19 protein-coding genes and 2 pseudogenes are annotated in these 18,359 nt (G+C 34.5%); 6 read left to right on the top strand and 15 right to left on the bottom strand.

All coding sequences use genetic code 11. From position 1 onward, the window contains the following. Positions 1-11: 11 nt before the first annotated feature. The 4 genes from lrgB to MHH71_RS16285 form a co-directional block, all read right to left on the bottom strand. A complete protein-coding gene (lrgB, locus tag MHH71_RS16300; RefSeq protein WP_003202485.1) occupies positions 12-704 on the bottom strand; it encodes an antiholin-like protein LrgB in 693 nt (230 codons plus the stop codon). Between the two features lie 35 nt (positions 705-739). After that, positions 740-1,171 carry an antiholin-like murein hydrolase modulator LrgA gene (lrgA, locus tag MHH71_RS16295; protein ID WP_033799278.1) on the bottom strand — a complete coding sequence of 144 codons (432 nt, stop codon included), beginning with the start codon at positions 1,169-1,171 and terminating at the stop codon, positions 740-742. A gap of 132 nt (positions 1,172-1,303) precedes the next feature. Next, positions 1,304-2,044, bottom strand: coding sequence for a LytR/AlgR family response regulator transcription factor (locus MHH71_RS16290; protein ID WP_033799279.1), 741 nt, complete (start codon positions 2,042-2,044; stop codon positions 1,304-1,306). Then, positions 2,022-3,794 (bottom strand): sensor histidine kinase, encoded by a 1,773-nt coding sequence (locus tag MHH71_RS16285; RefSeq protein ID WP_033799280.1) that lies wholly within the window; start codon positions 3,792-3,794, stop codon positions 2,022-2,024. The genes MHH71_RS16290 and MHH71_RS16285 overlap by 23 nt, the downstream gene beginning before the upstream one ends. A gap of 80 nt (positions 3,795-3,874) precedes the next feature. On the opposite strand from MHH71_RS16285, the pseudogene MHH71_RS16280 reads away from it, so the two are divergent. Beyond that, positions 3,875-4,024, top strand: a pseudogene (locus MHH71_RS16280) (MFS transporter); the annotation flags it as partial. 46 nt (positions 4,025-4,070) lie between these two features. On the opposite strand, the gene MHH71_RS16275 reads toward MHH71_RS16280, so the two are convergent. After that, positions 4,071-5,141, bottom strand: a complete 1,071-nt coding sequence (locus MHH71_RS16275; protein ID WP_006096749.1) for a nitric oxide synthase oxygenase — start codon at positions 5,139-5,141, stop codon at positions 4,071-4,073. 71 nt (positions 5,142-5,212) lie between these two features. On the opposite strand from MHH71_RS16275, the pseudogene sodA reads away from it, so the two are divergent. Next, positions 5,213-5,398, top strand: a pseudogene (sodA, locus tag MHH71_RS16270) (superoxide dismutase [Mn]); the annotation flags it as partial. Between the two features lie 94 nt (positions 5,399-5,492). Here the strand turns inward: sodA and MHH71_RS16265 are convergent. Continuing rightward, positions 5,493-6,362 carry an NAD-dependent epimerase/dehydratase family protein gene (locus MHH71_RS16265; RefSeq protein ID WP_033799281.1) on the bottom strand — a complete coding sequence of 290 codons (870 nt, stop codon included), beginning with the start codon at positions 6,360-6,362 and terminating at the stop codon, positions 5,493-5,495. 132 nt (positions 6,363-6,494) lie between these two features. Next, the gene (locus MHH71_RS16260; RefSeq protein WP_006096751.1) at positions 6,495-7,085 is read right to left on the bottom strand and encodes an AmiS/UreI family transporter; all 591 of its coding nucleotides are present in this window, start codon (positions 7,083-7,085) and stop codon (positions 6,495-6,497) included. Between the two features lie 478 nt (positions 7,086-7,563). Here MHH71_RS16260 and MHH71_RS16255 point away from each other — a divergent pair, with 478 nt between their 5' ends. Next, entirely contained in the window at positions 7,564-7,977 is a 414-nt protein-coding gene (locus tag MHH71_RS16255; protein ID WP_006096752.1) for a hypothetical protein, read from the top strand. Between the two features lie 174 nt (positions 7,978-8,151). On the opposite strand, the gene trhA is transcribed toward MHH71_RS16255, so the two are convergent. Next, entirely contained in the window at positions 8,152-8,799 is a 648-nt protein-coding gene (gene trhA, locus MHH71_RS16250) for a PAQR family membrane homeostasis protein TrhA (RefSeq protein WP_033799282.1), read from the bottom strand. Positions 8,800-8,953: 154 nt separating this feature from the next. Between trhA and MHH71_RS16245 the strand changes: the two genes are divergently transcribed. From MHH71_RS16245 to MHH71_RS16235, 3 genes are all read left to right on the top strand, one after another. Continuing rightward, entirely contained in the window at positions 8,954-9,514 is a 561-nt protein-coding gene (locus MHH71_RS16245) for a DUF1836 domain-containing protein (RefSeq protein WP_003202465.1), read from the top strand. 151 nt (positions 9,515-9,665) lie between these two features. Next, positions 9,666-10,121 (top strand): histidine kinase dimerization/phospho-acceptor domain-containing protein, encoded by a 456-nt coding sequence (locus tag MHH71_RS16240; protein ID WP_240516925.1) that lies wholly within the window; start codon positions 9,666-9,668, stop codon positions 10,119-10,121. Continuing rightward, positions 10,055-10,306: an ATP-binding protein gene (locus MHH71_RS16235; RefSeq protein WP_306472965.1), complete on the top strand. Its 252-nt coding sequence runs from the start codon at positions 10,055-10,057 to the stop codon at positions 10,304-10,306. The genes MHH71_RS16240 and MHH71_RS16235 overlap by 67 nt, the downstream gene beginning before the upstream one ends. A gap of 75 nt (positions 10,307-10,381) precedes the next feature. Here the strand turns inward: MHH71_RS16235 and MHH71_RS16230 are convergent, their stop codons facing one another. The 7 genes from MHH71_RS16230 to MHH71_RS16200 all read right to left on the bottom strand — a co-directional run bounded on the left by MHH71_RS16230 (position 10,382) and on the right by MHH71_RS16200 (position 18,314). Then, entirely contained in the window at positions 10,382-10,996 is a 615-nt protein-coding gene (locus MHH71_RS16230; protein ID WP_033799284.1) for a hypothetical protein, read from the bottom strand. After that, on the bottom strand, positions 10,986-11,537 hold the full coding sequence (locus MHH71_RS16225; protein WP_006096756.1) for a sigma-70 family RNA polymerase sigma factor: 552 nt from the start codon (positions 11,535-11,537) through the stop codon (positions 10,986-10,988). The genes MHH71_RS16230 and MHH71_RS16225 overlap by 11 nt, the downstream gene beginning before the upstream one ends. A 107-nt stretch (positions 11,538-11,644) precedes the next feature. Further along, positions 11,645-13,090 (bottom strand): DEAD/DEAH box helicase, encoded by a 1,446-nt coding sequence (locus MHH71_RS16220; protein WP_006096757.1) that lies wholly within the window; start codon positions 13,088-13,090, stop codon positions 11,645-11,647. Positions 13,091-13,303: 213 nt separating this feature from the next. Next, positions 13,304-14,335 carry an acyltransferase gene (locus MHH71_RS16215; RefSeq protein WP_033799285.1) on the bottom strand — a complete coding sequence of 344 codons (1,032 nt, stop codon included), beginning with the start codon at positions 14,333-14,335 and terminating at the stop codon, positions 13,304-13,306. Between the two features lie 285 nt (positions 14,336-14,620). Next, entirely contained in the window at positions 14,621-15,898 is a 1,278-nt protein-coding gene (dctP, locus tag MHH71_RS16210) for a C4-dicarboxylate transporter DctP (RefSeq protein WP_170959224.1), read from the bottom strand. Between the two features lie 126 nt (positions 15,899-16,024). After that, positions 16,025-16,723, bottom strand: coding sequence for a response regulator (locus MHH71_RS16205; RefSeq protein WP_018782446.1), 699 nt, complete (start codon positions 16,721-16,723; stop codon positions 16,025-16,027). Continuing rightward, positions 16,713-18,314: an ATP-binding protein gene (locus tag MHH71_RS16200; protein WP_006096760.1), complete on the bottom strand. Its 1,602-nt coding sequence runs from the start codon at positions 18,312-18,314 to the stop codon at positions 16,713-16,715. Before MHH71_RS16200 ends, MHH71_RS16205 begins: the two co-directional genes overlap by 11 nt. Between the last annotated feature and the right edge of the window lie 45 nt (positions 18,315-18,359).

The raw sequence follows: 18,359 nt of genomic DNA, 5'->3' as shown, positions 1-18,359 counted from the left end.
AACATATTCTGTTAGCCGATAAATGGCATAAACATCGGAATAACAACTACCGTTACAACCCCAACGACCGTTACTGCAATACTTGCCATTGCTGCTTCTACTTCGCCCATTTCAATCCCAACCGCAACGCCAAGTGCATGTCCCGCAGTTCCTAGCGCTAATCCTTTCGCAATTGGATTTTTCACTTTAAATGTTTTTAAGAATAAAGCACCAAGTGCGTATACAATAACTGCGTTAAAGATAACTGCAAAAGATGTAATTGCTGGAATACCACCGATACTTTCAGATATTGGTAGTGCAATTGCTGTTGTTGCTGCCTGTGGTAGCATAGAGTTCATTACAGATGTATCTAAACCAATTGCTTTTGCGACAATGAACACGACAATCACCGAACAAACAGATCCAACAACGATAGCGGATAAAATTTGCCACCAATATTTTTTTAGCTTATCAACTTGTTTGTATAACGGAATTGCAAAGGCAATTGTTGCTGGCTCTAAGAAGAAACTAATCATTTTACCGCCAGTATTATATTCTTCAAATGTAAAATTTCCAACCTTTAAAAAGACAATACCAAGTACCATTGCTACAAACAGTGGTGTAAATAAGAAGAATCCTTTTGAATGTTTAAATAAGAATGTTCCGATCCCGTATGCGATTAATGAAACGACGATTCCGAAGTATGGAGTCATTGTGCTTGCCATGTTCATTACCTCCTAACCATATATGGTCTGATATATTACACAACTTTTCCGTGTTTGCGTCCTTTATTTACAACATCTAATTGTTTTGTATCAGTTGTTTCTTTTTCATCTTTACCTAGAATAAATTGTGCAAATAAACCTGTTACTGCTAGTAAAATAATTGTTGCGACAACAATTACAGTTATGATTTGTACAAAGTATTGCCCCATTACCCCAAGAGAGTTAATAACGGAAATACCAGATGGTACGAAAAGAAATCCAATAATACCTGTTAACGCCGTTCCAAGTGATTCAACCTGCTCCAACTTAATAACCTTTAAACATAATAGACTAAACAAAATGACTAATCCGATTACTGATGAAGGCATTGGAATTGGTAAGTGCGTTGCAATAATATGAGAAACCAACATGATAGCTGAAAAAACAAATGCTTGTGATAAGAAACTGTATACTTTTTTTGTACTCACTTTGGCCACCTCTTTCGATTTGGTACCTTCATTGTATATGATGTAAACGATTAAGTAAGCGTTTACATATCGGGACGTCAAATATACGGAATCAGTTACAAAAATAACGGGATGAAATGCAAAAGCTGCTTCTTAAATACGAAGCAGCTTTTTAAGTTCCTTTGCATATGTACGACTTACAGGTACCTTAGATCCCTCTTTCATAATTAAATTATAAGTAGAGTTAAACCAGGGCTGTATTTCCGAAATATAGTTGATATTCGTAAGAAAACTACGGTGAACGCGCATAAAGCTCGTTTGCGGCAGCTTCTTTTCTAAAATAACAAGCGTATCATGGGTTACGTATGTTTCCCGAATCGTCTTTACAGTTACTTTCCCGTCCACAAGTCCCACATAAACAATATCTTCAATATTCACGAGCACAATGGATTCTTCTATTGGCAATGCAAGCTTATGCATCTCCGCAGCTACATCTTTAGCTCTTACATCTTGGTTTTTCTCTGTTTCAGTTTGCTTTCGTTTCTTATATTTTTTCAGTGTCTGTGCAATTCGCTCTTCATCAAACGGCTTTAAAATATAATCTAATGCATCCACCTCAAATGCTTGCAGCGCATATTGATCGTAAGCTGTTGCAAAAACAATGGACGGTGGGTTCTTCATTTTCTTTAATATATTCGCAATCTCAAATCCATTATCATCTGAAAGCTGAATATCTAAAAAGACAAGATCCGGCTTATTCCCCATTAGCTTTTCTAATGCATCTTCCACGCAATCAGCTTCTTCAATTACATCCACTTCTTTCGTACGCTGCAATAAATATTTCAATTCATCCCGTGCTAACATCTCATCGTCAACTACTAATACCTTTAACACCGCTTTCTTCCTCCCCTATGTTTTGAATCGGAATTGTAAATAAAATTTCTGTCCCTTTTTCTAATTCACTCTCGATATGAAGTGTTGTATCTTTCCCAAACAGTCCTATTAACCGTTGATTAATATTATATAGTGCCGTTCCTGTTCCTTTTTCCGATGGAACGACTGCCCCTCCTAATTGCTCTAAGCGCCCTTGTTCAATTCCCTGACCATTATCTTTCACTTTAAAATGAACCATATCTCCCTGCGCGTGTGCATAAATTTCTACCTGACAAATTGGTTGTTTTTTCGGAAAGGCATGACGAAGTGCATTTTCCACTAACAATTGCAGTACAAATGGTGGGAGTAAAATTGTCTGTAATCCTTCTTCTATATATGTTTTCACCTCATATTTATTCGGGAACCTTGCTTGTTCTAATGATAAATATGCATGTACATGATTCAGTTCTTGCTCTAATGGAATAAGTAACTGGCGTGCTCCCTGTAGATTACACCGAAAATAAACACTAAGTTGCAATAAGAGCTTTCTTGCCTTTTCTACATCTGTACGGCATAAAGCTGATACTGTATTAATCGCATTGAATAAAAAATGCGGATTAATTTGTGCTTGTAATGCTTTTATCTCTGCATCTTGAAGTAGTTTACTTTGTAATTCTGCCTCTCCTAACTCAAGCTGTGTTGAGAAAATCTTCGCTAACCCTTCTGCTAATTCTTCTTCCACACGGCTTAATTGGTTCGGATTTTTAAAATAAAGCTTTAATGTTCCAATTGTATTGCCATGCGAAGTTAACGGAATAACGATTGCTGCCTGCAAAGGACATTCTTCATGTTGACAGTTAATAATCTCTCGTGATTTCGCTTTCATTATTTTCCCTGTTTTTAATACTTCTTTTGATAATCCTGTAATTAAACTATGAGAAGGGATATGGTGATCAGACGCTAATCCAACGTGCGCCAATATTTTTTCTGTATCTGTTAAAGATACCGCATCTGTCCCTGTAAAACGATGGATAATTTGTGCCACATGTTTACAAGATTCCTCCGTTAAGCCTTGGCGAAAATAAGGCAATGTCTTATCAGCAATCCGAAGTACTTTATGAGTTTGTAAAGCCTTGGCATTTTCTTCTTGGCGTAAAATAGCTTGTACCATAGACAATAAAATAAAACTCCCGAAACTATTCACAAGAATCATCGGTATTGCGATTTTTTTTACAACGTCAAATCCATCTTCTACAATAGATAAGATCATAATCATTTCCAAAGATACAATAAAAACACTTAAAACAGCTGAGAATTTAGGTGTAATCACACGGTTGTGCTTTTGAAAAACACGGCCAATATAACCGGTAATAATTCCTGCTAAAATAGATGAAATCGCACAACTAAGGGCTGTTGTTCCCCCAAGCATATAACGATGAATGCCAGCAATAAATCCAACGCCAATCCCGACAATCGGTCCACCTAGTAAACCACTAATTCCAACTCCCATAATACGTGTATTGGCAATCGTACTCGATGAAGAGACACCTTGCAGCCAATTTTCATTCATAATGGTATTCCCTGCAATTTCAATTCCTGTGTAATTGCTTATAATTGTAAATAACGAAAAAATACAAATAAGCATGAGCTTATCTTTATATCCATCTTGTTTATGAAGAAGGCGCCTAAATGTTTTAATATGCGAAAGTAAAAAACCTAATATAACAATTAATCCAACTCGTTCAATCATCATAAGCACTAAATCTAGCATCTGTGATTCATCCTTTATTTGTTTAATTAGTTTTATTATCGAAAAATAGTGAAGGTATCGTCAAGAAGAATGATATGTATCTCGCAGGATTTGGCCCTGTTATTATCGGTTTAATTGCTACAGGTGGTAATTTATTCGGAGCTCTATCACTTATTTTCATTATCTATCCAATTGGATTAATTACAATGCTAGTGTGTGTACCGGAAACGAAAGGAAAAGTACTAGATTAAACTTAATCAAAAAGCATTGAAATTCTACATTTCAATGCTTTTGTTTTTATTTATGAAAGAAATTTGGAGTCAGAATATCATTCGGATAAGGTTTATGATAGATGTGGGTAGTAGCTGGCGATAATGGTGGAATGAGCCATACCCAATTTCCCGTCACGACACGGCCACAAGCCGCCTCTTGCTTTTCAAATTGTCCAAACTGCTGTGCTGCTGTATGATGATCTACAATACTTACTCCTTGCTTTTTGAAAGAATGCAAAACAGCTACATTTAATTCAACTAACGCCTTATCTTTCCATAATGTACTGTTTCTCGAAGTATCCAAATTCATTATTTCTGCAACAGCTGGAAGTAAATTATAACGATCATGATCTGCCAAATTACGAGCCCCAATTTCTGTTTCCATATACCAACCATTAAAAGGAGCAGCTGTATAAGAAATGCCACCAATCTCTAGACGCATATCTGAAATCATTGGTACCCCATACCATTTTGCACCTAAGGATACAAATGGATATTCTGGGTGCTCAATCTCAACCTCTTTTACCTCTTCTTTCGGAATTTCCCTATATACAGGTTCTCGTCCATCAACAGAAAATACGAGTGGCAATACATCAAAATTCGTACCTTCTCCATTCCAGCCAAGTTTCTGACAAAACGCTGTAAATGGAATCGAATGAGAATCACCTATCACTTCCATTTCTGTTTCAAATCCCGCATAACGAATCAACTGATGGTTATAAATTCGAATGTTATTTTGTTCACCGTTATACTGCTTAAAAATTGTAATTGTCGGTTTAATTTTTCCGTTATTCGTTGCATATCGAATATGATGAATAAGTGCATTATATACCCCTTCCTCATCATTCACTTCACGAGCATCTAATATATGCATTTTATTCCAAAATAATCTTCCAATACATCGGTTACTATTTCTCCAAGCCATACGTGCACCATGAACAAGTTCCTCAAAGGTGTGTTCATATGTTCCTGTCCGCTCTATTTCCAACACAATTTGGCTGAGACGCTCTTCTATTTGCTGCTCTCTAGCAAGCTCTTGATAACAAATTGTAATAAACTTCCTTGCTTCATCTATTAATTCTTTCATTTTATCCATAAACAATCTCCTTCTACTTTAACAAGACACTATTACTTTACAGTATAAGCAAAAAAGAGTGTAGTAACAAACCCAATCAAGATACACCCTTGCAAGAAGGAAAAATCCCATTGCTCGTAATTGATGTATGGGAACATGCTTATTATTTGCAGTATCAAAACCACCGTCCAGAATTTATTACAAATTAGTGGCATACTGTTAACTGGGATCAAGTAAATGAAAAATATTTACAAGCAATTAAATCACAAGAATACTAATCATGCGTATAAGGTAAATTTGATAATGTAAACTAGTATCGTCGAAATCCTCCAAAATCCCCCGCATTGCCACCCGGGGATTTATGAATAATCATTATATTACTTCAATATAGTGTTTCAATATATGATTCACATCAGTTTCTAACTTTCTAAACTGAAATCCTAACTCTTTCGCTCTTGTATTATTCATCGTACAACTTGTCATGCCATTATACGGAGCTATATTTTTTCCTTCCGCTTCAATACAAGCCTTTATGCCTGTATTTTCTTCTATAAAATCAATAATTTCTCGCATAGAAATCACACCATTACTACATGCATTAATTGGACCATTTATATTCATCGTACTAAGATATGCTAGAAAACCACCTGCTTCTTTTTCATGGATAAAAGACATTTTGCCTTCTATATCTTCTACTACAAAAGGTATTTTCTTCACGATATTTTCAACATAAAACTGCAATCGCTTTGTATAATCATTTTCACCAATAACAACTGGAAAGCGCACTGCAATTACAGGAAATGTTGCATGTTTAAACAAAACGGCCTCTGCTAATCTTTTTCCTTCACTATAAGAAAAACCTTGCCTATCTCCATAAACAATTGGATACTGATACGGATTGAAATCATCTTCTTTTAAAGATAGTGCCGACTCATATACAGCCATTGAGGATGTAACAATATATTTCTTCACCTTACTATGAAGTACTTTGCATATAATCTTCGCTGCATTCGGACTATAGCATAGGTTATCATACACAGCGTCATAACTTGCTCCCGCTAACATTTCCTTTAGCATCCCTTCATCTTCTCGATCTACAACGACTCTTTTAACAGCACTACCAAACGAGTCTGTCTTAAGTCCCCGCGTTGCAATTGTTACATCGTGCCCAGCTTGCAGGAGGCTTTCAACTAATCGTTTTCCGAAAAATCTTGTTCCGCCTAACACTAATATTTTCGTCATATGTATCATTCCCTTAGTTACTTTAATGTTCTATGGTGACTGAATAAGTATTTGTAACTTCATTATACTTGAATTTATTTCCACATAAAAAAGAGAATCCAGCCAGATTCTCTTTCCCTCATCTTACTACTATTAACGTACTCGATATTTTAAAATGCAATAACAGAAATATAAAATAGAAACTACCGATACATAAATCCATGCCTGATAAACTACTGGTGTTCCCCATATCCCCATAAAATAAAGAAGCGATGGCAACGTGAGCGTTACCCATGATTGTACAAATGCGATCCTACCAAGGTATTGGTTTATATTCTTTTTTTGTACATTTAACACAAAGAATAAATACCAAAGAAGCGCCCACATAAACCAAGTCAGTGCATTAACAATATCTTGGAATTGAACGAATGACACAACCATATAAAATAGTGCAACAAGAGCCACCCAGAGGCAAAACCATCCTAGCCCATTGCCACTCACTCCCGTAATAAAGGTGATACCCACATACAAATACGTTAAACCAAATAAAAAAGTGGCTGCATATGAATATACAGTCCAATTACTTTGATCAGAAATCATAATAAGGTAAAACGGAATGACAATTTGCAGCACCCCTACAAATAAATTAAAAACACCTGCGCTTTTTTCCTCTGCTTTTCCTAATATGACAAGACTGTTTAAAAACAAAGCTGCGCCTGAAAGCAATAACCCAACGTAACCCATATATGTTCGTGTGAAAATCATATTTTTTCACACCTTAACCTCCTCGTAACATAAAATTATACTAGTGATATTGTCCTACCCATTTCAAATTGCATACACAAGAAACAATTATTATTTCATGCGTACTAGCACTTTTTATTCAAAACAAGTCAGACTTCCTACCTCAAAACAAAAAGAAATCCAAAGAATGCAATCACTGTACCATATCATTAAAGCGTTTTCAAAATAGTATATTTCTTTCCAACAGTAGATAAAGCCAATCTCATATAACACAATCTGAAAACGATAACATCATCATAACAGCATTATATCTAAAAATAAACGCCGAAAATTCTGGAATAAAATTCAAAATCTATATTGTTCCCTACCCATTTCTTTTAGAAACAAGTAGAAGCAAGCATTTTCCATATACCAAACTAGCACTTCTATCATAAAATATCGTAAATTAAAATTTATGTTTTATGAAAGGTGAGATTATATGCCTAAACAAGTCGTTCACTCAACAGGTGTATTAACACGTGAACCACAAACAGCTTCTGTCGTAGCAAACATTGTAAACTTAGATAGAAATTATGCACGTTATATTAATGTAGAGATATGGGATTGGTCCAACCATTCTAATCCTATACAACTACCAATCCTAGTTGGAGAAAAGGAAGAAGCAAATTTCCCCTACTATCTTGATAGTGAAAAATTAGTAGTTCTGTATGCGAACTTAGATCACAAAATTAGTCTTTATGAAATTCGTATCACTCACTTCGATCATTCCAATATTATTACAAATTGCTTCGGACGTAGCTCATCTTCATCTACAGGACAAGAATGTGATAAAGTATATCATAAACAACTTGTTCGAGTTCATCAAGGATATATTCCTAATCAAATCCTTTAATGAACATGCACGTAATTGAGCAAAATTAGAATCGCCCTATCTTAGGTTGATTCTAATTTTGCCGTCCCCCTCACTCTTCCTATCTATAATATATTGAGATTAAATTTTCACTTTAAATTATTCCCATTAAAAAGGCCACATACCTCGTGATATGTAACCTTTACATAGAACTTATTAAATCACATAACAATATACACATACAAAGTGGGCCAGACTACCTAACAACACAAAAATATGGAAAACTTCATGATGCCCCATATATTTAAATTCTAGCCATTTTGGTTTTACTCCGTAAATAAATCCACCAATCGTATAAAAAACACCACCAAGTACTAAAAACAAAATACCCTCTATGCTTAGATTTTCTGATAGCGGTGCAAAGAATAAAACAATTAACCATCCCATCATAAGGTAGATTGCTGTTGATAACCATCTCGGACAGTTAAACCAAAACATTTTAAAAACAATACCACATATAGCTGTAGCATAAACTAGCACAAATAATAGTAAACCATTTGCAGCCTGTAATGTAATTAAGCAAAAAGGTGCATATGTGCCTGCAATTAAAATGAAAATCATAGAATGATCCAGTTTTCTAAAGAAATAAATAACACGTTCGCTTGCTACAACACTGTGATACACAGCCGAAGCTGCATAAAGAATCATCATCCCTACTCCAAATAGAATAACCGCTGAAATTGTAGAAATAGATGGCATTTTCACAGAAACTTTCACAAGCATAGCTAGCAAAGCAATAAACGATAAAATGGCGCCTCCTAGATGGGTAAACGCATTAACTGGTTCTCTCACGTAAGCATTCACATTAACAACCCCTTATATAATTACATGTAGTTTTTATAACTACTTGTAATTATATACACAATCCGTCTAGAGGTCAACATTTACAATTTATTTGTTTCGTAATACCATATTTAAAGATACAGTGTACATTATTCCTACAAAGGTGAGGGTTTATATGGAAAACATAAAGAACTTACTCGAAACATTACATTTAGAAAAAAACATTAGGCTTGAAGATATCCCTAATGTGGATTTATATGTAGATCAAGTTGTTCAACTATTTGAAAATAACTACGGTGATACAACAAGAACAGAAGATGAAAAAGTACTTACAAAAACGATGATCAATAACTATGCAAAGGGAAAATTATTCATCCCCATAAAAAATAAAAAATACTCAAAAGAGCATATGATTTTAATTAGTTTAATTTATCAATTAAAGGGTGCCCTCTCGATTAATGATATTAAAAGTTCTTTAGCGACTCTCAATGAAAGACTCATAAACGAGGATACTTTCGAACTGGACACCCTCTACAAAGATTATCTTGAACTTACAGAAACAAATGTTGAGAACTTTAAAAGGGATGTAGATAATCGGGTGGCTGAGGTAAAAGCTGCTGCTTCATTTGAGGATAAAGAATTAGAAAAACTCTTATTGCTAACTTCATTTGTAACAATGAGCAATATGTATAGACGTTTAGCAGAAAAATTAGTTGACGATTTGAAAGAATCTTAACCATGAATAAAGCCACCTACTTCTGAAGTGCACCCCAATTGTTAGACACAGTCTAACAATTGGGGTGCACTTTTTATGGCTAAATTTTCTTCGAAAGAAAAAATACGAGCGATGAGACGATATTTAGAGGGGACTGAAGGTGGAAAAACAATTGCTAAATCTATTGGTGTTCACTCCAGTATGCTCTATCATAGGATATATTCAGTTATTAGATTCAAGTGAACTAACAACATATAAAAAAGAACACTATTTGAAGATTATTAAAAATAAATCAACACGTTTACAGGCCTTAGTAAATGACTTCTTTGAACTGTCCGTTATTGATTCTGTTGATTATCAATTAAACCTTCATATGGTAAAATTAAATCACTTAGCATGGGAAACCTTAGTCGTTTTTTATGATCAGTTTAGTGAAAAGAAAATGGAACCAAGTATTCATATACAAAACGAAGATATTCAAATCATTGCTAATGAATCTGCCGTTAAGCTTGTCATGGAAAATCTAATCTATAACACCCTTAATCATGCAAGTGGTAATATATCCATTACTCTACAAAAGCAAAAAGCATCTTACTATTTATCATTAGTAACGATGCTAAAAATGTAAGTGAAAAGAATATTCCTTTCCTGTTTGACCGCTTTTATACAACTAATCATCATCGATCCGGTAAAGGAACAGGGCTTGGATTAGCTATTGCAAAAACACTTATGCTGAAAATGGGTGGTTCACTTCAAGCAAAATTAAAAGATGGGCAGCTTCATATGATATGCGAATGGAAAATTCAAAAATAAATACCAAATAACTTTTTCATATCCCTATTGATCAAAAAAGTACATCTTACACCAAAAGAATGTACTTTTTCCTTTTTAATGACCTCTTTTCGAATTAATCTCTCTATCAAGGTACTTAGCTATGATATCTCTATCTGAACTATTAATAATCATGTTAATTCTCCCTTGCAAATACCCATATAACATCCAGTTTGAGCATTCTCTTAGCTGCCCATACTTATCTTTCTTGGCTTTAAAACATAATATCGTACCGTTCTTTTTTATTTTGTAATAGTATTTTAAAATATCATCATAATCTATACTGTATGCTCTTTGAATTTGATAAAGTTCCTTTACTTCATAAATCATAACTTTATGTCTTGTTCCAAAAACCACAAATCGATTTCCTACATCCATAAGCGCTAATGGCATTACGGCATAGTCTGCTGAACACATAATTGCACCCAAATAGTAGCCACCTGTAGCTCTTGCTTGGAATTGTAATTCAATAAATTCATTTTCTTTTAACTCATTATTTGCCTTTACTTCTATCTCCTGAAAATTTTCTCTAGCAATTCGTTTTCTGATATCTTTTTTCTTCTTCTCCAAGCTTCCAACAAGGCGCTCCCCTATTGCTTCAAATCGAGATATTTCTTGTTCATCCCACTGCTCGAAAACAATTTGATCTATATTATAGCTTTCACAATTCATAATATCCCTCCATTATCCTTTTTAATTTCTCCTTTCCCCTTGATAATCTGGTATAAACTGAACCGGTACTCATATGTAGTCTCCTTGAAATATCCTCTATGCTTTCATCCACAATATACCTTCGATAAAAGATACTATGATCTACACCATCTAACTGACGAACTGCTTTCAAAACGAATTCTTTTTCCTCTTCTTTGAGCAATCCTTTTTCTACATCTTCATCATCTTGTAAAATAAGTTGTTCTATTGTTTGTTCAATTCTTTTTCTCTTCAACCTTCTTTTATAATCTAGTGCCTTAAACTTCGCAATAGAAATAATCCAGTTTTTAAGTTGTCCTTTTTCTATTTGAAAACTGTCTATTTTATACCAAAGTATGAGAAGAACATCGTTATAGCACTCTTCAATTTCTGCTCTTTCATGGTTCTCTCCAAGTACACTTCCGATTACTCCATAAATCAATTTACTATATTGAAGAATCAATTGATCCAATGCTTCCGTATTTTGTTTTTTTATTCCATCTACTAATTCCCTATCATTCATATCTTCTCCCCCTTCACTTATATATACGAATACAACAAGTTTATCCTTACATAATTTCCTTATTTTTTATAAAAAAACTACCCACCTGTGAGAGTGAGTAGTTACTTTTACTTAATAGCCTCGTGAACCTTTAACTGCTTACCTTTTATTGTTGTGTTTTTCATTACTTTTAAAACAAGCGGGCCTTTTCCATTTAATATATCAACATAAGAAACATTATCTTGTATCGTAATAATTCCTATATCATCCGCTGTGACACCTGGGATTTTAGCAATTGTACCAACGAAATCTACCGCTCGAATCTTCTTTTTCTTCCCACCGTTAAAGTACAGCTTCATAATATCTTTATTTAATCCTGCACTTTTCTCTTTTTTCATAATTGGTTTCGCATTTATTTTATCTTCAAAGGCTGCCTTTCCCTTTGCAAGCTCCTCTTTTGACGGAGCTTCTATTTTTTGAATTTCAAAACCGATATACTCTTCAATTTCTACCAGGAATCTCTCTTCATACGGCGTTACGAATGTAATTGCTTTTCCGCTATTACCAGCGCGCCCTGTTCTTCCTGTCCGGTGTACATAACTTTCTTTTTCTAATGGAATATCATAGTTAATGACATGGGTAATATTTTCAATATCAATTCCTCGCGCTGCTACATCTGTAGCGACTAAATAACGAAATTTTCCTCTTTTAAAGTCATTCATTACTGCAAAACGATCTTCTTGTATCATACCACCATGAATTTTATCACAAGGATAGCCAGAACGCTTTAACTGTCTGAACACATGGTCTACATTTTCTTGTGTGCGACAGAAGATGATACAGCTATCTGGATTTTCAAGAGTTGTTATATCTTGAAGAAGTGAAAATTTCTCTTCTTCTCTCACTTCTAACAGGATATGTTCAATTTTATCTGTCGTAATCCCAGAAGCTTTAATCTCGATATGGGTCGGTGATTTCATATAAGTATGAGATAAATTTTCAACGTCTTCTGGTAGTGTCGCAGAAAATAGCATTGTCATTCGATCTGTAGGTAATTCATCAATAATTGCTTCTACTTGATCGATGAATCCCATATTTAACATTTCATCTGCCTCATCAATCACCAAATATTTCAGACGCTCTAAAGAAAAAGTTCCTTTTTCAATATGATCTAACACACGCCCAGGGGTTCCAACTACAATATGTGTCTTTTGCTTTAATTCTAATTTTTGTCGTGCAAATGGTGATTTTCCATAAACGGCAGTCGCTTTAATCCGTTTAAATCTTCCTATATTCGTAATATCTTCTTTCACTTGCGCAGCAAGTTCCCTCGTTGGCGTAAGAATTAAGGCTTGTGGCTTATTTTCTTCCCATTCGACCATTTCGCAAAGCGGGATACCAAAGGAAGCCGTTTTCCCACTTCCCGTTTGTGATTTCACGACAAGATCTTTCTTTTCTAGTGCAACTGGAATTACTTTTCCTTGTACTTCTGTTGGCTGTTCATATTTTAAACTAGTAAGTGCCCTTACAATTTCCTTACTCAATGCATACTCTTTAAAACTTTTTCCGCTCATATACTAACCTCATTTTGTTATGTATTTTAATTTTTTTATATATTTAGCCATAATATAAATCCTATGCGCCATTGCCTACATTTCATTATATTGAAATCATTGCCCGAATCGAAGTCTATGTTCATCATTTGATAAAAAAACAAAAAGCAGACTTACTATTAAGCCTGCTAATTTAGCAACGATACTCATATAAAGCTTACATAGGAGATATCATTACGGAACTAGTTTTTTCACCACTGGAATTCGTTGTAATACTAACGTTATTAACATACTAAGACCAATCGTAATCATTACATTAATAGGTATTGCTAATATTGCATGTGCATGTTCATTTACTTTAGGGAAAACTTTATATAAAAAATTATTTAATAGGAAAAAGTGAAGAATATAAATCCCAAGACTCGCTTGATTTATACCACGTAACAAAAATGGCAGCTTTCCTTCTAAATTTTGAAAAGCATATCGGAAGAATACAAATAATCCAATTGCCATAAGTAAAACATTTGGCGCAAAATATCCATACCAAAACTGGTCCAACTGCCCATTTGCTTGTACTGTATAGTAATAAGTCATGAAGAATGTACCAATAAACCCTAAACAGCCTCCAATATAAGAGATATTTCTCCATTTCTTCGTAATTTCGTAATGAGCTAAATAATAACCAAGTAGAAAATAACCCACATAATTTGTGACAAAATATAGCTCTATATTGAAATTAATAGGGTAATAGTACTGCATCAAATTTAAAATAACTGACGCATACAACCATAAAATTAAAAAATATTGTATATAACTTTTTTTAGCGTTTTTAACAAATACCTTTAATAACGGTGCGATTAAATAAATTCCCACAATCATATATAGGAACCATAAGTGACCACCAATTTGATTTGTTAAAAAGTACTTTATCCCTTGTTTTAAAGAAGCAGGGAAATACCCCATATAAGCACCATACAAGTAAAATAAGGCACTCCAACCTACAAATGGAATAATTACCTTACTTGCTCGTTTCTGTAAGAATTCGAAAATTGAACTTTCCTTGTTCCCTCGTAATAATAAAGCACCGCTAATCATAACGAAAATAGGAACGCTAGCACGTGATAACGATTCGTAAAAGTTACCAGCCATCCAATTGGAAAGCTTATTTGGATCCAAAGTGGATACGGAACCAGCAGCAACGTGAATTGTAACAACTGCAATTGTTGCTAATACTCGTAACCAATCCATATAAACCAAACGATTCACATTTATAACCTCCATTACCTTATAATGATTCAAACCAAAAATGAAGGTTATCCCGAAAAGTCACAACCTTCTCCCTAATCTGTTCAACTCTAACATTATTCACTTAATAAAATAAACACTAATCTTCTTGTAATTCTAAAAAATTCTACTAAATTATAACATATTCTATTATTTCCTAGTAAAAATAACCTGTGAAAAAGGGGTTCCCACAAATTGAAAAAGCAGACTTAGGATAAAGTCTGCTTTTCTATTTCTTACTGCCCGAAAAAGCCCGATTAGTTCACTTTATACTGCTTCTGTTCTCTCATTTAATACTTTCATATTAGAGATTGCCTCTGCATGCCTCATTTCATCAAATTCATTTTCACTCTTTGCAACAACGATTGTAGCAATTCCATTTCCAATTAAGTTTACAATTGCTCTTCCCTCACTCATAAAACGATCAACACCGAGAAGTAATGCTAATCCTTCTAAAGGAATAACCTTTAGTGCCGCTAACGTAGAAGCTAACACGATAAATCCGCTTCCTGTTACACCAGCAGCTCCTTTAGACGTTAACATAAGTACTAAAATAATAGTAATTTGCTGTCCGATTGTTAAATCGACACCAAATACTTGTGCTAAAAAGACAACTGCCATGGATAAATAAATGGATGTACCATCAAGATTAAAAGAATAGCCCGTCGGAATAACAAGGCCAACAACAGATTTTGAACAGCCATATCGCTCCATCTTATTCATCATTCTCGGAAGTACGGATTCCGAAGAACTTGTTCCTAATACGATTAGTATTTCATCTCGAATAAACTTCAAATAATTCCACAAGCTAAACCCATATATCTTACAAATAATATTTAAGACAACAAATACGAATAGGAACATCGTTATATATACTGACATCATCAATTTTCCAAGTGGTACAAGTGAAGCAAGTCCAAAATGACCGATTGTATATGCCATAGCACCAAATGCCCCAAGCGGCGCTGCCTTCATTACATAACCAATAATTTTAAAGAATACGTGTGAAAGTTTGTCTAAGAAATCAATCACCGAATTTCCTTTTTCTCCAAGAGCAGCTAGCCCAACCCCAAATAAAATAGAAAAGAATAATACTTGTAAAATATCACCCTTTGCAAACGCATCAACCATATTAGAAGGAACAATATGAGTAACAAAATCAATCCAATTAATACCCTGTCCTCCGCCTTGTGTATATTTAGATACGTCTCCTTTTGCAAGTTCATTAAAGTTAAGACCTGAACCCGGCTTCATAACATTTACAACGATCAATCCAACAATAAGTGCAAATGTTGTCACAACCTCAAAATAAATAAAAGCCTTTCCGCCGACCTTACCAACCTTCTTCATATCTCCCATTTTGGCAATACCAAGTACAATTGTTAAGAAAATAATTGGTGCAATTACCATTTTTACAGCATTAATAAACGTATCGCCTATCGGCTTCATTTCCTTCCCAACATTTGGCCACATAAGCCCAACTAATACACCGAGTGCAATAGCCGTTAATACTTGAAAAGTTAAATTTTTGAACAGTCGTTTCACCTTCACTTCTCCTCCCACTGTTTCATCTTTGAAAACTTTACTACCCCTATGTTTTACATAATGATAGCGTTTTCAATTAAAAGTGAGAAGTTTATGGTCATAACGAATATTTTGGTCATTTTGGTCTTACTTTTTTACTTCACGATACACATAGCGATTAATTGGTCTTCCAACCCCTCCATATTGAACTGCTAAATGAATCAACCCCTTTTTTTCTAAATAATCTAAGTATCGCCGCGCGGTAACTCTGGCTATCCCAATTGCACTGGCTACCTCTTCTGCAGAACGAGGTTCATCTTGTTTTTTTACATACTCTTCAATTTCATTCAATGTAAATTCATTTAATCCCTTTGGCAAATTGTTTGCTGTTTTTTTAGAACGCCCAGAATATAATAATAAATCAAGCTGTTCCTGTGAAATCGCTCCGGATTCCTTCAGACTCATTCTATATTGTCGATATTTTTCTAAAGCTTGCTGAATTCGGTATAACTTAAATGGCTTAATAATATAATCCATCGCTCCGTTTTGAAGCATGAGTTTAATTGTTTCCCTATCTTTTGCAGCAGAAACAACGATTACATCTGCTTCTAACTCTTGTTTTCTAAATTCCTGTAATACCTTAATACCGTCCTTTTTCGGCATAAAAATATCTAAAATAACGAGATCTGGATTCATTTTTTGGACAAGGTTAATCCCCTCCTCGCCATTGTTAGCGACGGCTACTACTTGAAATCCCTTTACACTTCTAATGAATTCTTTATTTACTTCTTGAACCATCGGATCGTCTTCAACCAATAGTACTTTGATTTCCTCTTTATATTTCATACAATTCCGCCTCCATCTCCATTGGAAAAGTAATGATAAAAGAAGTTCCTTCACCTTGAAAAGATGAAACACTAATTTCCCCTCTCCCCTTTTCAACAATTTGCTTTACTAGAAAAAGTCCATAACCTGTCCCACTCATTTTATTCACAGTAAATCCTTTCTCATACACTCTTGGTAAATGCTCCTCCTTTATGCCGCATCCATTATCCTCAATCAATATTGCACATACATCTTCTGACTGCTCAATACTAATATCAATTCTTTTATTCTCTACCTCAGTTTGCTCAAATGATCCAAACGCATTCTCGATTAGGTTACCTAGTAATACAACGAAATCATGTTGATCCAATTGATAAGGAAACGCTTCTAAATAACTATTTTGGTCAATTATAACTTGTATCCCTAATTCCTTGCCCCGGCTTACTTTGCTCAAGAGGAGACCTGCAATAGCATCATTTTTAATCGTCTCATTTAAAAAGTTTGTTACACTCCCCTGCTCTTCTGAAGTATGAAAAGCAAATTGTAATGCTTTATCAGCTTTACCTAGTTGAATTAAACCTGCTATTGTATGAAGTTTGTTCATATGCTCGTGGCTTTGTACTCGAAGTGCCTCTACAAATGTTTTCACTCCTGTTAATTCCTCTGCGAGCTTTGTAACCTCTGTACGATCTTGAAAGATTGCCACAGCTCCAATTAATTCATTATCTTTCTTGATTGGTATACGATTACTTAAAATTACCTTTCCACTTACTTTTATCTCTTCATTGTATACTGGCTGATTCCTCTCCACGATTTCTGGAAGTCTTGTATCCTTTAATACTGTACGAATAGGCTTTCCTACAACATTTCCATCTACATGAAAAACCTGCTTTGCTTTCTCATTAAAAATTGTAATAACTTCTTGGTTATCAATTGCAATCACACCCTCATTAATCGAATGAAAGGTTGCTGTCCTTTCTTCTAACATCCTTTTAATTTCATATGGCTCTAACTGAAACATCTGTTTTTTAATATGGTTGGCAAGCATTAATGAGCCTATTAATCCGAATATTAAAGTTAATATAACAATAAAAGAAATCTCTTCTGCTAGCCCCAGCATAATCTCCCAAAAATTCGGGACTTTATTTCCAACAACAACAACACCAATTTGATTTAAGTTTTGATCTTTAATAGGCATAAAGGCACGAATTACAGTACCTATCTCTCCTTTTGCTTTTGAAAAGTAAATATGTTCCGCAAATGCCGGTTCTTCATCCGTCCCTTTTGACGGCCTTCCAATCATTTCTTTCACAGGGTGAGAATATCGAATTCGCTCCATATTCATTACTACAATATAGTCTGTTTCATTAATCACCCGAATATTTTCAATAACAGGATTCAATGTAAACCATCCCGTTTTTTCTTGAAGTGATTTCTTTACATCTGACAGTTCTGCTACCGTCCGAGCTGTATTCATAGATCTAATTCTTACTTCTTTTTCTTCTTTTTGTTGAATATTTGCAATGATAACAATTCCACCTATCAGTAATGAAAAAATAACTACCGCATAGGATAAAATCGTAATTTTCCAGCGGATGGGCAATTGTTTCACTGTTTGTTCCCCTTTCCCCTAAAAGCACCTTTACGAATAAAAATC

It is taken from the genome of Bacillus sp. FSL H8-0534 (genome assembly GCF_038005885.1).
GTDB classification, from domain to species: Bacteria; Bacillota; Bacilli; order Bacillales; family Bacillaceae_G; genus Bacillus_A; species Bacillus_A pseudomycoides.
Note: the sequence above shows the minus strand (reverse complement) of the source record. Positions and strands in the feature narration are given on the sequence as shown.

Excerpts from the sequence above, each read along its gene's own strand:
- MHH71_RS16205 (WP_018782446.1), bottom strand. The coding sequence starts at position 16,723 with ATGAAATATAAAGAGGAAATCAAAGTACTATTGGTTGAAGACGATCCG.
- MHH71_RS16220 (WP_006096757.1), bottom strand. The coding sequence starts at position 13,090 with ATGAGCGGAAAAAGTTTTAAAGAGTATGCATTGAGTAAGGAAATTGTA.
- lrgB (WP_003202485.1), bottom strand. The coding sequence starts at position 704 with ATGGCAAGCACAATGACTCCATACTTCGGAATCGTCGTTTCATTAATC.
- MHH71_RS16255 (WP_006096752.1), top strand. The coding sequence starts at position 7,564 with ATGCCTAAACAAGTCGTTCACTCAACAGGTGTATTAACACGTGAACCA.
- MHH71_RS16230 (WP_033799284.1), bottom strand. The coding sequence starts at position 10,996 with ATGAATTGTGAAAGCTATAATATAGATCAAATTGTTTTCGAGCAGTGG.
- MHH71_RS16245 (WP_003202465.1), top strand. The coding sequence starts at position 8,954 with ATGGAAAACATAAAGAACTTACTCGAAACATTACATTTAGAAAAAAAC.
- MHH71_RS16285 (WP_033799280.1), bottom strand. The coding sequence starts at position 3,794 with ATGCTAGATTTAGTGCTTATGATGATTGAACGAGTTGGATTAATTGTT.
- MHH71_RS16225 (WP_006096756.1), bottom strand. The coding sequence starts at position 11,537 with ATGAATGATAGGGAATTAGTAGATGGAATAAAAAAACAAAATACGGAA.
- MHH71_RS16275 (WP_006096749.1), bottom strand. The coding sequence starts at position 5,141 with ATGGATAAAATGAAAGAATTAATAGATGAAGCAAGGAAGTTTATTACA.
- MHH71_RS16260 (WP_006096751.1), bottom strand. The coding sequence starts at position 7,085 with ATGGGTTACGTTGGGTTATTGCTTTCAGGCGCAGCTTTGTTTTTAAAC.
- MHH71_RS16265 (WP_033799281.1), bottom strand. The coding sequence starts at position 6,362 with ATGACGAAAATATTAGTGTTAGGCGGAACAAGATTTTTCGGAAAACGA.